General features: G+C 62.7%; 12 protein-coding genes. All 12 read left to right on the top strand.

The window, feature by feature from the left end; translation table 11 throughout:
* Positions 1-859: toprim domain-containing protein (locus SH809_11630; protein ID MDZ4700349.1), on the top strand; the 859-nt coding region annotated here is incomplete at its 5' end.
* Between the two features lie 118 nt (positions 860-977).
* Complete coding sequence (locus SH809_11625) at positions 978-1,937, top strand: glycosyltransferase family 2 protein (GenBank protein MDZ4700348.1); 960 nt, start codon at positions 978-980, stop codon at positions 1,935-1,937.
* Positions 1,938-1,944: 7 nt separating this feature from the next.
* On the top strand, positions 1,945-3,087 hold the full coding sequence (locus SH809_11620) for a glycosyltransferase (protein MDZ4700347.1): 1,143 nt from the start codon (positions 1,945-1,947) through the stop codon (positions 3,085-3,087).
* Positions 3,088-3,147: 60 nt separating this feature from the next.
* A complete protein-coding gene (locus SH809_11615; GenBank protein ID MDZ4700346.1) occupies positions 3,148-3,963 on the top strand; it encodes a class I SAM-dependent methyltransferase in 816 nt (271 codons plus the stop codon).
* 203 nt (positions 3,964-4,166) lie between these two features.
* Positions 4,167-5,858, top strand: coding sequence for a CTP synthase (locus SH809_11610; GenBank protein ID MDZ4700345.1), 1,692 nt, complete (start codon positions 4,167-4,169; stop codon positions 5,856-5,858).
* 66 nt (positions 5,859-5,924) lie between these two features.
* The gene (locus SH809_11605) at positions 5,925-6,830 is read left to right on the top strand and encodes a rhodanese-related sulfurtransferase (protein MDZ4700344.1); all 906 of its coding nucleotides are present in this window, start codon (positions 5,925-5,927) and stop codon (positions 6,828-6,830) included.
* 385 nt (positions 6,831-7,215) lie between these two features.
* Positions 7,216-7,668: a division/cell wall cluster transcriptional repressor MraZ gene (gene mraZ, locus SH809_11600; protein MDZ4700343.1), complete on the top strand. Its 453-nt coding sequence runs from the start codon at positions 7,216-7,218 to the stop codon at positions 7,666-7,668.
* 17 nt (positions 7,669-7,685) lie between these two features.
* Positions 7,686-8,657, top strand: a complete 972-nt coding sequence (rsmH, locus tag SH809_11595; protein MDZ4700342.1) for a 16S rRNA (cytosine(1402)-N(4))-methyltransferase RsmH — start codon at positions 7,686-7,688, stop codon at positions 8,655-8,657.
* 44 nt (positions 8,658-8,701) lie between these two features.
* Complete coding sequence (locus tag SH809_11590; protein MDZ4700341.1) at positions 8,702-9,205, top strand: hypothetical protein; 504 nt, start codon at positions 8,702-8,704, stop codon at positions 9,203-9,205.
* Between the two features lie 39 nt (positions 9,206-9,244).
* Entirely contained in the window at positions 9,245-11,341 is a 2,097-nt protein-coding gene (locus SH809_11585) for a penicillin-binding transpeptidase domain-containing protein (protein ID MDZ4700340.1), read from the top strand.
* 56 nt (positions 11,342-11,397) lie between these two features.
* Entirely contained in the window at positions 11,398-12,873 is a 1,476-nt protein-coding gene (locus tag SH809_11580; GenBank protein ID MDZ4700339.1) for a UDP-N-acetylmuramoyl-L-alanyl-D-glutamate--2,6-diaminopimelate ligase, read from the top strand.
* Positions 12,874-12,890: 17 nt separating this feature from the next.
* Positions 12,891-14,066 carry a phospho-N-acetylmuramoyl-pentapeptide-transferase gene (mraY, locus tag SH809_11575; GenBank protein ID MDZ4700338.1) on the top strand — a complete coding sequence of 392 codons (1,176 nt, stop codon included), beginning with the start codon at positions 12,891-12,893 and terminating at the stop codon, positions 14,064-14,066.
* The last annotated feature ends 127 nt before the right edge of the window (positions 14,067-14,193 follow it).

Below are 14,193 nucleotides of genomic sequence, written 5' to 3'. Positions count from 1 at the left end.
CAACGAGAAGCTGGCGCAGTGGCTGGAGGATCATCCGCGCGAAGCACGTCGGATCGTCGACAAGGTGGTGCTGGCCGCGCAGGCCCGCGCCGCGGCGCGCCGCGCCCGCGAACTGGTTCAGCGCAAAAGCGTCTTCGGCGGCGGCGGCCTGCCGGGGAAGCTGGCCGACTGCTCGTCCAAGGATCCGCGCGAGTGCGAGCTCTACCTTGTCGAGGGCGACTCCGCCGGCGGTTCCGCCAAGCAGGCGCGCGATCGCCACTTCCAGGCGATTCTTCCGCTGCGCGGCAAGATCCTGAATGTGGAGAAAGCGCGGTTGGACCGCATCCTCGAGAACGAGGAAATCCGGAATATCGTGACGGCGTTTGGCACCGGCCTGGCCGCGTCGGACGAAGTGTTCGATGCCAACAAGGTGCGCTACCACAAGATCATCATCATGACGGACGCCGATGTTGACGGCGCCCACATCCGTACGCTCCTGCTCACCCTGCTTTACCGCCATATGCTGCCGCTGTTCGAGGCCGGCTTTGTCTATGTGGCCATGCCTCCGCTCTACAAGATCAAGCGCGGCAAGGACGAACGCTACGCCTGGACCGACGAGCAGCTCCAGGGGTACATCGCAGAATACGGCGTGGAAAACCGCAGCAAGGTCGTCATCCAGCGGTACAAAGGCCTGGGTGAAATGAACCCCGAGCAGCTCTGGGATACGACCATGAATCCCGAAACGCGTATGCTCCAGCTCGTGACGATCGAAGACGCCGCCGCCGTCGACCGCATCTTCAGCACCCTCATGGGCGACGCCGTCGAGCCCCGCCGGAAGTTCATCGAGCGGAACGCGAAATACGCCACTATCGATGTTTGAAGGTTGGCAAGTTACAGGTTGGCAAGTTGCACGTTGGCAGGGTACAGGTTGCCGTTTTTAATCTGTAATCTACCAGCCTGTAACCTGTAACCTACCAACCTGTAACCATTACCCACCCATGCAACCCGACCTCAGTATCGTCGTGCCGGTTTACGAGGAGGAGGAGTCTCTTCCCGAGCTCGCGTCGGCCCTTCGGGGGATGTGCGAGCAGGCCGGCTATTCGTTTGAGGTCTGGCTGGTGGATGATGGCTCGAAGGACGATTCCTGGCGGATCATTCGTGAGCTCCACGCGAAAGATGCCCGGTTCGCCGGCATTCGGTTCCGGCGGAACTACGGCAAATCCGCGGCGCTGGCGGTGGGCTTCGAGCGCGCCAGGGGGCGGTTCGTGGTGACGATGGATGCCGACCTCCAGGACGACCCTGCGGAGGTGCCTGCGCTGGTGGATATGCTGATGGAAGGGTACGATCTGGTGAGTGGCTGGAAACAGGTCCGCAAAGATCCGCTCAACAAAACCATCCCCAGCAGGTTCTTTAATATGATCACCCGGAAGATGTCCGGGCTGGATTTGCACGACTTCAACTGTGGGCTCAAGGCGTATCGGCGCGAGGTGGTCAAGAACGTCCGCGTTTATGGCGAACTGCACCGCTACATCCCACTCTTGGCGAAGTGGGAGGGTTACACCCGGATCACCGAGAAGTCGGTGCGCCACCATGAACGCAAGTACGGCCGCACGAAGTTTGGGCTGGAGCGCTATATCCGGGGTTTCCTGGATCTCATCACGGTGCTGTTTATCACCCGGTTCGCCGCCCGTCCCATGCACTTTTTTGGTTCGATCGGCACGATGGCGTTTGTCGGTGGATTTTTGATCAGTCTCTGGATCTCGATCGATAAGATCTTCCAGGGCCACCCGATCGGTGATCGGCCGCTGCTGTTGCTCGGTGTGATGCTCATCCTACTGGGCACACAAATGTTTACGACCGGTCTCCTGGGCGAGATGATCATCGGGCCCCGGATGGAGGACACCTCGACTTATCAGGTGATCGAGGCGATGGAGCCCCGCCTGCTCGAGAGGGTGTAACGCGCGCATGCCGCTCGATCCCTCAACACGTATCGTGCTGCTCGGGCCGGCGTTCCCGTACCGGGGCGGCATCGCCCACTTCGCGGAGAAAATGTACCGGGACCTGACCGCCGCGGGGCACGAAGTCACCGTGGTTACGTTTCGCCGGCAGTACCCCGCCTTCCTGTTTCCCGGCCACTCGCAGTTTGAGGCCCCGGGTGCGCCGGCTCCCTTCGAGGCGCTTCGCCTGATCGACACCCTGAACCCGCTCAGCTGGCGAAATACGGCGCGTCGAATCGCCGCGATTACCCCGGATCTGGTCGTCATCGCCTACTGGATGCCGTTTTTTGCGGTCGCGTTCGCGGCCATCGCCCGGGCGCTGCGCCGCCGGCGGATTCGAACCGTGGCCATCCTCCATAATATGCTCCCGCACGAGCGGCATCCGGGAGATCGCTGGCTGAGCCGGCTGTTCCTGGCGTCGTGCGACGGCTTTCTTGTCATGTCCGCCGCCGTCGAGCGCGACGTACGCGCGCTGGGTGCCTCGGCGCCCATCGAACGGATCGAACATCCGACGTACGACCTGTTCGGCGCCGCGCTTCCGACCGCCGAAGCTCGCCGGCATCTCGGCCTGTCATTGGACGCCCCCGTGCTCCTTTTTTTTGGGTTCATCCGGAAGTACAAAGGCCTCGATGTCCTCCTGGCGAGCATGCCGGCGGTGCTGGAACGCTTGCCCGACGTGTGCCTCGTGGTGGCCGGCGAGAGCTACGAGCCGATGGACGAGGCGTTCGAATTTGTCCGAAGCCATGCGCTCGAACGGCACGTGCGATTAGACATGGCGTATATTCCGGTCGACGCCGTGCCGGCCTACTTCGGCGCCGCCGATGTCGTCGTCCAGCCCTACCGTTCGGCCACCCAGAGCGGCGTCGCGCAGATCGCCTTCCATTTCGAGAAGCCGCTGATCGTCACCGATGTCGGCGGACTGGCCGAAGTGGTGCCCCACGAGCGCGCAGGCTTCGTCGTTCCACCCAACGACCCGGAGGCCCTCGCACGGGCCATCGTCCGGTTTTTTGAGGAAGATTGGGCGGATCGCCTCACGGCCGGCGTCCGCATGGAAAAAACGAAATACAGCTGGGATCGGCTGTATGAGGCGCTGGCGCGCCTCTTGGGATGAGTGTGCGTCGGCCCCTGCCTGAAGTCCCGGCTCCTTGAACCTGTAACCTGTAACGACTTCTTGGACTACGATCCGATCAAGGACTCACTGGGCCGTTTTTTTTGCCGGCGCCCGCTGCTCCAGCGTAGTTTTTACGCGCTGCTGGACCTGTTCTTTTTGCGGGCCTGGCACGTCCATCGCACGTTGCGCCGGCGGCTGGGGTCGCGTCGGGGCGAGGCGCTGCGGGTGCTGGATGCCGGCACGGGGTTCGGGCAATATGCCCACTTTTTTGTCCGCACGTTTCCGAAAGCGCACGTCCTGGCCGTCGATGTCAAGCGCGACTACCTGGCCAATTTGCGGCGGTTCATCGATCAGACCCGGTACGCCAGCCGGGTCGATACGGCGTATGAGGATCTGACGGATTTAAAGGCGGAAGGCCCGTTCGATGTCATCCTCTCCGTCGATGTGATGGAGCACATAGAGGACGACCGCGCCGTTTTTCGGCATTTTGCGCGAGCCCTGGCCCCGGGCGGGCTGGTGCTTATCAATACCCCCTCCGACCTGGGCGGGTCCGACGCCGGCGTTGGCGAGGCATCCAGCTTCATCGGGGAGCACGTGCGCGACGGCTACAACATGGCCGAGCTGAAAGGCAAGCTGGCGGACGCCGGGCTGACGCCCGTCGAGGGGTTTTACACGTACGGCGCGTTCGGATCGATCGCCTGGCGGCTGATGATCAAATATCCGATGAAGCTGCTGGGGTGGAGCCGGCTGTTTATCGTGTTGTTGCCCTTCTATTACACCCCCGTGTTGCCCATCGGCCTCGTGCTGCACGTCATCGACGTGCGCCGGTCGAATCCGGCCGGCACGGGCGTCATCGTGGTGGCGGAAAGGGTTTAAGGTTCGATGTGTAAGGTTCAAGGTAGTGTGGTGCCGACGCCTGGAACCCCGAACCTTGAACCTTAAACCAATTTCCCCGTCCCTGTCGATTTTGGATGCGTCGATTTGTATGTTGGTCGGGCATCTCTTGTGTGCCCGCCGGCGTGTAGTCCCCCGGTCCGGCGTCCGGCTCGCTGTATATCCACCCGAATCACATTCCAGTCGTGCACACCAAGTATATCTTCGTAACCGGTGGGGTGACCTCCTCGCTGGGCAAAGGGATTTTTGCTGCCTCTCTCGGTCGGTTGCTCGAGGCGCGCGGCCTGCGGGTCACGATCCAGAAATTCGACCCCTACATCAATGTCGATCCCGGCACCATGAACCCGTACGAACACGGGGAGGTGTACGTGACGGACGACGGGGCGGAGACCGACCTGGACCTCGGGCATTACGAGCGGTTTCTGGGGCGATCGACCAGCCAGGCGAACAACGTCACCACCGGGCGCATCTACCTCGAGGTGATCACCAAGGAGCGCGCCGGCTATTATCTGGGCAAGACGGTCCAGGTGGTGCCGCACATCATCGACGAGATCAAACACTGGATGCGCAAGCTCGGCGAGACGGGCGACTACGACGTCGTGATCACCGAGATCGGCGGGACGGTGGGGGATATCGAGAGCGAGCCCTACCTGGAGGCGATCCGGCAGTTGCGTTACGAGCTCGGCAGCGAGAACACGCTGAACGTGCACCTCACCCTGGTGCCGTACTTGCAGGCGGCCGGCGAGTTGAAGACCAAGCCGACCCAGCATTCGGTGAAGATCCTCCTGTCACATGGTCTCCAGCCCGATCTCCTGGTGTGCCGGTCGGAGCATCCGCTGGACCTGGACCTGCGACGCAAGATCGCCCAGTTCTGCAATGTCGAGCCCCGCGCGGTGATCGTTGCCAGGGACGCCGAGTCCATCTACGAAGTGCCGCTCCTCCTCAAGGAGCAGCAGCTGGCCGAGATCGTGCTGGAGCGGCTGCATTTCGGGCTGGATCAGGCGCCGGATACGGTCGATGGGCTGGATGCGTGGAACGACTTTTTGCGCCGGCTCAAGAACCCCGTCGCCAAGGTGCGGATCGGGTTGGTCGGCAAATATGTCGTCCACCAGGACGCGTATAAATCGATTTCCGAAAGCTTCATCCTGGCCGGCGTGGCGAACGGCGTTCAGGTGGAGGTGAAGTACATCCTGTCCGACGATCTGACGGCGGACAACGTGGCCGCGGCGCTGTCCGATGTCGCCGGCCTGCTTGTGGCCCCCGGCTTCGGAGATCGCGGCATCGAAGGGAAGTTGGTGGCCGTACGGTATGCCCGCGAGCACGACCTGCCCTTTTTTGGAATCTGCCTCGGTATGCAATGCGCGGTCATCGAGTTTGCGCGTAATGTATGCGGGTGGGAGGATGCCCACTCGACCGAGTTCCAGAAGGACACCCTCCACCCCGTGATCGATATGATGGAAGAGCAGAAGAAGATCATGAACATGGGCGGCACGATGCGGCTGGGGGCGTACGATTGTTCACTCGTGGAAGGATCGCGCGCGCGTACCATCTATGGAACCTCCGCCAGCCGGGAGCGCCATCGCCACCGCTATGAGGTGAACAACGTCCTGCGGTATAAACTTCTCGAGCGCGGCATGCAGTTCACGGGGATGAACCTGGACCGCGACCTCGTGGAGATCATCGAGCTGCCGGAAAAACGCTGGTTTCTGGGCGTGCAATTCCATCCTGAATACCGGTCGACCGTCGGCCAGCCGCACCCGCTCTTCGCCTCGTTTGTCGAAGCCTGCGCGGCGTATGCGAAAGAGCGCGACATGATCGAATCCCCGCGCCCACGTCGCGGTGGCAAAAGCAGCAAACTGGCGGCCGCCAAAGTATGATGTCCGCCGAAATGACGCGCAACCCCGAAGGGACACGTTATACCGTGTCCGCCGTTATGTTGAAGCATGGCACATGATGGACACCCTGGCAGCGGGTCCGACATCGTCGTAGCGGCGCTGTACCGATTCGTGGCATTGCCCGACTATCGGGCGATGCGGGCGCCGTTGCTGGCGATATGCATGGAAGCCGGCGTGCGGGGCACACTGCTCCTGGCGGGTGAGGGCATCAATGGGACCCTTGCCGGCAGCCGGGCCGGCATCGACGCCGTGGTGGATCACCTTCGAAGCGATCCACGCCTGGCCGATCTGGAGCCGCGCGAGTCGGTGGCGCCGGCGATTCCCTTCAAGCGGCTCCGAGTCCGGGCGAAGAAGGAACTCATATCGATCGGCGTCTCCGGCGTGGATCCTACGCGGCCGGGTGTGTATGTCGAGCCGGCGGAATGGAATGCGCTTATCGCCGACCCTGATGTGCGGGTCATCGATACCCGGAACGTCTATGAAGTAGAGATCGGCACCTTTCGCGGCGCCGAAGACCCCGGGACGGAGTCGTTCAGCGACTTTCCCGCGTACGTCAGCGCCCGCCTCGATCCCGCGCGCGATCGCAAGCTGGCGCTGTTCTGCACGGGGGGCATCCGGTGCGAAAAGGCTACGGCCTATCTGGTGGAACAGGGATTCTCGGAAGTCTACCACCTTCAGGGTGGCATCCTCCATTATTTGGAGACCGTGGCTCCCGAGCATAGCCTGTGGGAGGGTGAGTGTTTTGTGTTCGACGAACGCGTCTCGGTGCGTCACGGCCTCACGCCCGGTGCGTATGACGCCTGCAAAGGATGTGGCCGGCCCCTGGCCGAAGCCGACCGCGTGTCGGAGCTGTTCGAGGAGGGCGTCTCGTGCCCTCGCTGCGCGCCCCTGCTGACCGACGCGCAACGACGCGCGTTCCGGGATCGGCAGCGGCAATACGAGCGCCGGCGGTAACCCCCCCTCGGCCTACCTCAATTCCCCACCTTTCCCCACCTTTTTTTGAAGCGGCGCATTTTCTTTCTGAAAAGCGACTGCGATGAGGCGAGTATCCCTTCAGGCAGTGTGCTTGTGGGTAAGAGGATGTCAGGCGTTCCCCACGATTCCCCGCTCGTGATCTCATGTGATACATGAACAATAATCATATATCTTAACATGTATTTTGATCATTTCTAATGGTTAGATATGCACTTTTTTTTCGAAAGCCACATGTTTTACCCCAACAATAACTTGATCTTCACTTCAAATTTGGTAGATTGCGGGAATTGTGGGGAATAGTGGGGAACCAGCCCAGTAGATAAAGGTGTTGTGTGGCGCCACTTCAGGTAACACGTGAGCGATCATGGCCGGCTTCAAAGGACAGGCTGCATATTCGGTTGACGCAAAGGGGCGGGTAGCGATACCGGCCAAGATGCGTGCGGCCCTGAGCCCGGAAGCCAAGAACACCTTTACGATTACGCGGGGCTTTGAGAAGTGTGTATTTCTCTACCCGTTGGATCACTGGGTGCGGATGGAGGTGGAGATGCGCGAGCTGAACATGTACAACAAGGAGTCGCGCGATTTTTTGCGCACGATTCTGATGTGGGCGGACGAGATGGCGCTGGATGGCCAGGGCCGGATCGCCATTGCCCGGCCGCTGCTGGAGTTTGCCGGCATCACGCCGGGCGGGAGCGCCCTGATCATCGGCTCGCTGGATCACATCGAAATCTGGGACCCTGCGAATTTTGAATCCTATGCCGGGACGCATGTGGATGACTACCAGAACCTGGCGGAGCGTGTCATGGGATCGCCGTGACGGGGTCGGGTGGCGTCATGCCGGATGCGGACGATAAGGGAGCGCAACGTCGCTCCGGTGCATGGCTTCGTTATGCTTCGGCGTACCACGCGCCTGTTCTTTGTGATGCTGTTGTACAGGGGCTTGTGACCGATTGGCGCGGCGTGTATGTCGACGCCACACTCGGTGGGGGCGGCCATGCGGCGGCTCTACTGGATGCCCTCGATGAAGGGGGGCGCGTGGTCGGGATCGATCAGGATGCCGACGCGCTCGAAGCCGTAGGGGTTCGCTTGCATGCGGCTATGGCGGCCGGCCGGCTTCGGCTACTCCGGGGTAATTTTGGAAACCTCGGGATGTTGCTGGACGCGGCGGGCCTGTCAACGATCGATGGCCTGTTGCTCGATCTCGGAGTGTCTTCGCACCAGCTGGATACGCCGGTGCGCGGATTCAGTCACCGCGGCGACGGCCGGCTGGACATGCGGATGGACGACCGCGCGCCGCTAACGGCGGACGAGGTGGTCAATCGCTGGGACGAGGCCGAGTTGCGCCGGGTGTTGCGGGCGTACGGCGAGGAGCCGCGCGCCAGTCCGCTGGCGCGTCGCATCGTGGCGTCGAGACCGGTGGAGACAACGCGCCAACTGGCCGATCTGGTGCGGTCGGGTGTTCCCTCTCGGGATGAGCAGAAGACGCTCGCCCGCGTGTTTCAGGGGATCCGGATCGCGGTAAACGATGAGCTGGGCGTGCTCGAACGGGTGCTCGAGGCCGCCACGAGGTATATCCGGCCGGGCGGACGCCTGGCCATCATTAGCTACCACTCCCTGGAGGATCGTCGGGTTAAGCGCTACATGCGCGCCGGCAATCTGGAAGGGGAGGTCCATCGCGACCTTTACGGCAATACCGAGTCGCCCTGGCGACCGGTCACCCGTCAGGCGGTGGCGCCGGACGACGCCGAGATCGCCGCCAATCCACGAGCCCGTAGCGCACGCTTGCGCCTTGCAGAACGCATCTAACTATGTAACGCTGTATCGATTGTCCTTCGGGGCGATCATTTCCTATGAGCAGCACGAGCACGACACATATCCGGCCGGAGCGCCGGAAACGGCCGGCGCGCACGCCCCTACACCAGGCCCCTCCCCAGGTGCGTTCGCGGCAGCCCGTTTCTCAGTGGATCGCCGATTCGATGGCCGACGGGGTGGATACCCTGCCGGGATGGAGTGATCTGGCCGTGGGCAACGAACGGATGCTCCCGCGAAACGCGCATTCGGGAGCCAACTCGTTCCTGGGTCAGGTATCCACGGTCCACTTCGCCCTGGTCATCGTGGGGATAGGCCTTGCGCTGGGTCTCTATGTGCGGCATGTATACGCCACGCAGGAGGTGCTGTCCATGGTGGAGCGCGCCAAGAAGGAACAGTTGCGGCTGGAGTTAAAAGTGAACCGATTTCATGGTGTGCTGGATCAGATGACGGGCCCGGCCGCCATATACGAGCGTGCGCGTGCGCTCGGCCTCGAAGAAGATATCATGTACGGGCCCGCGATCACCTGGCAGCAGCCGGAGTGATCGGGGTCTTCATCGCCTTAAAAGCTACGCTGTAGACGCATGGGAGCCAGAGAAAACATACAGCTGCGTATGTACCTCGTGCTGGTGCTGCTCGGTGTGCTGCCTGTGTTTATCGCGGGCAGGCTGATCTGGATCTATGTGACCGATAGCGCGGAATTGGGCGATGCCGGCGAACGGCAGGCCAGCGCGGCCGTCCCGATACCCGCCATGCGGGGCAGCATCTACGATCGCGAAGGGCGTGCGCTGGTGGTGAACACGGCAAACTACCAGCTTGCGATCGACCCTACCGTCGAGGGCTTCACGTCCGACATCGCGGATTCGTTCTTTGACAAATTGTCGCAGCTCACCGGCCGGCCGGCCGGTGATTTTCGGCGGGCGGTCTCGTCCCGATCGAGCCCGAAATACGCGGTGCTCACGCGGAATCTGGCCGAGGAGCAGAAAGAGCGTCTCGAAACATGGGGCGTGCCCGGCCTGGTCCTGACCCCGGCCTATAGCCGGCGGTATAACCACGGCGCGTCGGTGGCGCATGTGCTCGGGCATGTCGGGAGCGATGGGCAGGGGCTGGATGGGCTCGAGTTGCAGTACAACGCCCACCTCCAGGGGACGGCCGGCCAGCGCATGTTCCAGCGCGACCGCTTGGGCCGGATCCGGGCGGATGTCGATGGCGCCGTGGTCGAGCCGCACGATGGCGAGAACCTCGTGCTTACGCTAGACCTCGTCCTTCAGTCGATTCTCCATGAAGAGCTGGCCGCCGGCGTCGAGGCTACCGGGGCCACCTGGGGGACGGCCATCGCGATGAACCCGTTCGACGGGGCCATCCTGGGGATGGCGAACGTGCCCACGTACGATCCGAACCGGGCGCACCTCTTCGGCGAGGCGGCGCGCCGTAATCGCGCGATAACGGACCGTGTCGAGCCGGGGTCGACGTTTAAGCTCGTAACGGCTGTCGCCGCGGTAGAGCAGGGTGCGATCGCGCTGACGGATTCGATCGAGACGGGGAACGGATTCGCCATCGTCGATGGTCGGCCGCTGCACGACATTCACGGCTACGGCACCATCACCTTCGCCGAGGCCATCGCCAAGTCCAGCAACATCGCCATCGGGAAGACGGCGACGCGGCTCGACCGCGGCGTGTTTTACCAGTACGCGCGCAACATGGGATTCGGGCAGCGTACCTGGGTGGATCTGCCGGGTGAGGTGGATGGCTTCTTGAAAAAGCCCCGCGCATGGAGTGGAACGTCCCAGACGTCGATCAGCATCGGCTATGAAGTGGACGTCACGCCGATCCAGATCCTGTCCGCCTATAGCGCTCTCGCCAACGGCGGCGTGTTGGTGAAACCGTACGTCGTCGCCGAGCGGCGCGACATCGAAGGCCGGCTGCTGTGGAAAGCCGAGCCCGATTCGATCCGGCGCGCCTTTTCACGGAAGACGGCGAAGGCGCTGCTGCCGGCGTTTGAAGACGTCGTCGAAACCGGGACCGCCCGGTACGCCCACATCGAGGGTCTGCGCATCGCTGGCAAAACCGGCACAGCGCGCGTCCTGGTGGATGGATCGTACGACGACCAGTTACACCGCGTCTCGTACGTCGGCTTTTTCCCGGCAGACAAGCCGGAGGTGGCCATTTTGCTGATGCTCGCGGAGCCGAAAAAACGCGGGGATAGCGGCGTCATCACGGCGCCGATCTTTCAACGCATCGCGCGGCGATGGGTCGGGTCAAAGCCGGATCTGGCCGAGCAGCTGGTAGCGGTAACGTATCCGCCCCGAGAGGAAGTGCGTTATGCGCCGCAGGTGGTCGGCTTGCCGGCCGCTATCGCTGCAACACGTATGATTTCGGCGGGATTCGCGGTGCGGGAAACGGATGACGACCACCTGTTCCGAACCGTCGGTGAGCAGTCGCCGGCACCGGGCGAGACGGCGTTTTCCGGTACACGCGCCACCCTGCGCACGGCGGAGGCTGATACGGCTTACGCTGTTTCGCGGATGCCCGATCTCGCGGGCTTGAGCCTGCGGCAGGCCGTGCGCTGGCTTGATGCGCTGGGGGTTACCATACGCATCGAGGGAGACGGCATGGTCGTCAGCCAGTCGCCGGCCGCGGGTCAACCGCTGCCATCGGTGGCGGTGGTTCGTTGCCGATGATGCGCCGGCCGTCGCCGCCGGCCCACTAGTGCCGCCGGCGAAGCCAACGGGAGCGCATGATGATTGTGTTACACGAGTTGATACAACGCCTCGCAAGCGCGGGGCTGGTCCAGCAGCAGCTGGGACATACAACAGATATACCGATCGACCATCTGGCCAACGACAGCCGGAAGGTCGGGCCTGGAGGACTGTTTGTCGCCGTCAAGGGCGGCCAGACCGACGGGCATCTGTTCATTGAAAAGACTGTTTTAAACGGAGCCATTGCCATCGTGTGCGAGGCGATGCCGGAGCAAGTGCGCGAGCGCTTTCCCGGCATCGCCTTCGTACAGGTGGGCGACGCCCGCGCCGCCCTGGCGGAACTGGCCGCCTGCTTCTACGACAACCCCACCCGGAGCCTCCGGCTCGTGGGCGTGACGGGCACGAATGGCAAAACGACGACCGCCTTCCTGCTGCATCACATGCTGGAAGCGTTCGGCCACAAAACCGGACTCCTGAGCACCATCGAGTACCGCATCGGGACCGAAGTGATGGAAGCATCCCACACCACCCCCGATGTGCTCGACATCAACCGCCTGTTCAGGCGCATGGTGGACGAGGGCTGCACGGCGGCGAGTATGGAGGTGTCCTCCCACGCGCTCATGCAAGAGCGGGTGCGCGGACTCACCTTCGAGGCAGGCATCTTTACGAATCTGACGCGTGATCATCTCGATTATCACGGGACGATGGAAGCCTACCGCGACGCCAAAAAGAGGCTTTTCGACGGCCTTTCCCCGGCCGCCGGCGCCATCTATAACGCAGATGACCCGAGCGGCCTTCCCATGGTGGCCGACACCCGCGCCCGACGCCTCTCCTACGGCCGCCACGAGGGAGCCGACATCCGCTTCGAGATCCGCGAGAGCCGGCTCGACGGGTTACGCCTCCGGCTCGATGGGGCCGACCGCGCGTTTCGGCTCGTCGGCGCCTTCAACGCCTACAACCTGGCCGCCGCGTACGCCGCCGGCCGGTCGATGGGCTACGCCGCCTCCGACGTGCTGAACGCCCTGAGCGAGGCGCGGCCCGTGCCCGGGCGGTTCGAGTACCTGCACGTAAGCCGGCGACGCACCGTTGTCGTCGACTACGCCCACACCCCGGATGCGCTGGAGAATATCCTCCGCGCGGTTCGGGAGGTGATGCCGGTGGGCGCTCGCCTCTGGTGCCTTTTTGGCTGCGGCGGCGATCGCGACCGGGACAAACGCCGGATCATGGGGAGCATCGCCGAAGCCAATGCCGACCGGGTTGTCGTCACGAGCGACAACCCCCGCACCGAGGACCCCGAGGTCATTCTCAACGATATTCGCCGCGGCATGAGCCGGCCGGCCGACGTCCTCTGGGTGGTGGACCGCCGCGAGGCCATCGCGATCGCCGCGGCCCGAAGCGAGCTGGGCGATGTGATCCTGATCGCCGGCAAAGGCCATGAGCCGTATCAGGTTGTCGGCGTCCAGAAATATCCGTTCGACGATCGCGAAGAAGCGAGGAAATGGTTTGGGCCATGAAACGTGCAACGTGAACTATGCTGTATTACCTCATTGATTATCTGGAGCAACTGTACCAGCCACCGGGCTTCCAGGCGATCCGGTTTATCAACAACCGGGCGGCGCTGGCGGCCATAACGGCGCTGATCATTTCGCTGTACGCGGGACGCCACATCATCGCCTGGTTGCGCAAGCGGCAGATCGGCGAGCAGGTGCGGGAAGGCGTCCGCGCCGGCGCGGTTGACCACTCGCATAAAGCCGGCACCCCCACCATGGGGGGCGTCATCATCCTGATCTCTGTCCTCGGCGCCACGCTGCTCTGGGGCGCCATCGGGCAGGTGTACGTCTGGCTCATCCTCCTCGTCACCGCCTGGATGGGGGCATTCGGGTTTGCGGACGACTACATCAAGGTGGTGAAGCGCGACAAAAGCGGGCTGCCGGCGCGGATCAAACTCATCGGGCAGGTGAGCATAGGCATCATCCTCGGCGCCGTGCTCTACTTCCACCCGCTGTTTCAGGAAGTCCGCGCACAGACCTACCTCCCCTTCATCCCTTTTGTGGATTCGGTACGGTTCGACTACGCGTTTTTCCAGGAATGGCTCGGCACCAACCTCGATCTCGATCTCGGCTGGATCGTCTATATCCCCGTCGCGGTGTTTATCGTTACCGCCGTCTCGAACGCCGTCAATCTCACGGACGGGCTGGATGGGCTGGCCGCCGGCGTCACGGCCATTGTTGGCCTCGGGCTTTCGGCCCTCGTTTACAGCGCCGGCCGCGTCGACTTCGCCGAGTTTCTCAACATCATCTATCTCCGCGGCGCCAGCGAACTGGTCGTTTTTGCCATCGCCATGGCCGCCGCCTGCTTCGGTTTTCTCTGGCACAACGGCTACCCGGCATCGGTCTTCATGGGCGATACGGGTTCGCTGGCTCTGGGCGCCGCGGTTGGCGCCCTCGCTTTAATGATCCGCATCGAGCTGCTGCTCCCTCTGCTCTGCTCGATCTACTTCATCGAGACGCTGTCCGTCGTCATTCAGACGAGCTACTTCAAGTACACACGACGGAAAACGGGAACCGGCAAGAGGGTGTTTCGGATGGCGCCCATCCATCATCACTTCGAAGCGATGGGGGTACACGAAGCCAAGATCGCCGTCCGCTTCTGGATCGTGACGGCGATTACGGTGATCGCGTCCCTGCTGATGCTGCGCCTCCACTAGGGCAAGGCCTTAAGAAACTGTTGAGATGTGCGTATTGCATAAGGAGCAAGTCATCCCCGCGCAGGCGGGGACCCAGAAAAATGCCAGTCTGATGGCTGGATTACTTCGTAAGTCGCTTCGCTCGTTT

This window comes from Rhodothermales bacterium, from assembly GCA_034439735.1.
Lineage (GTDB): Bacteria > Bacteroidota > Rhodothermia > Rhodothermales > JAHQVL01 > JAWKNW01.
The sequence above is the reverse complement of the archived record's forward strand: the minus strand, read 5'-3'. Positions and strand labels throughout refer to the sequence as shown.

What these genes read in the sequence shown, in the direction of transcription:
- mraY (MDZ4700338.1), top strand. Translation starts at nt 12,891, where the DNA reads ATGCTGTATTACCTCATTGATTATCTGGAGCAACTGTACCAGCCACCG.
- SH809_11605 (MDZ4700344.1), top strand. Translation starts at nt 5,925, where the DNA reads ATGGCACATGATGGACACCCTGGCAGCGGGTCCGACATCGTCGTAGCG.
- SH809_11590 (MDZ4700341.1), top strand. Translation starts at nt 8,702, where the DNA reads ATGAGCAGCACGAGCACGACACATATCCGGCCGGAGCGCCGGAAACGG.
- SH809_11625 (MDZ4700348.1), top strand. Translation starts at nt 978, where the DNA reads ATGCAACCCGACCTCAGTATCGTCGTGCCGGTTTACGAGGAGGAGGAG.
- rsmH (MDZ4700342.1), top strand. Translation starts at nt 7,686, where the DNA reads ATGCCGGATGCGGACGATAAGGGAGCGCAACGTCGCTCCGGTGCATGG.
- mraZ (MDZ4700343.1), top strand. Translation starts at nt 7,216, where the DNA reads ATGGCCGGCTTCAAAGGACAGGCTGCATATTCGGTTGACGCAAAGGGG.
- SH809_11580 (MDZ4700339.1), top strand. Translation starts at nt 11,398, where the DNA reads ATGATGATTGTGTTACACGAGTTGATACAACGCCTCGCAAGCGCGGGG.
- SH809_11620 (MDZ4700347.1), top strand. Translation starts at nt 1,945, where the DNA reads ATGCCGCTCGATCCCTCAACACGTATCGTGCTGCTCGGGCCGGCGTTC.
- SH809_11585 (MDZ4700340.1), top strand. Translation starts at nt 9,245, where the DNA reads ATGGGAGCCAGAGAAAACATACAGCTGCGTATGTACCTCGTGCTGGTG.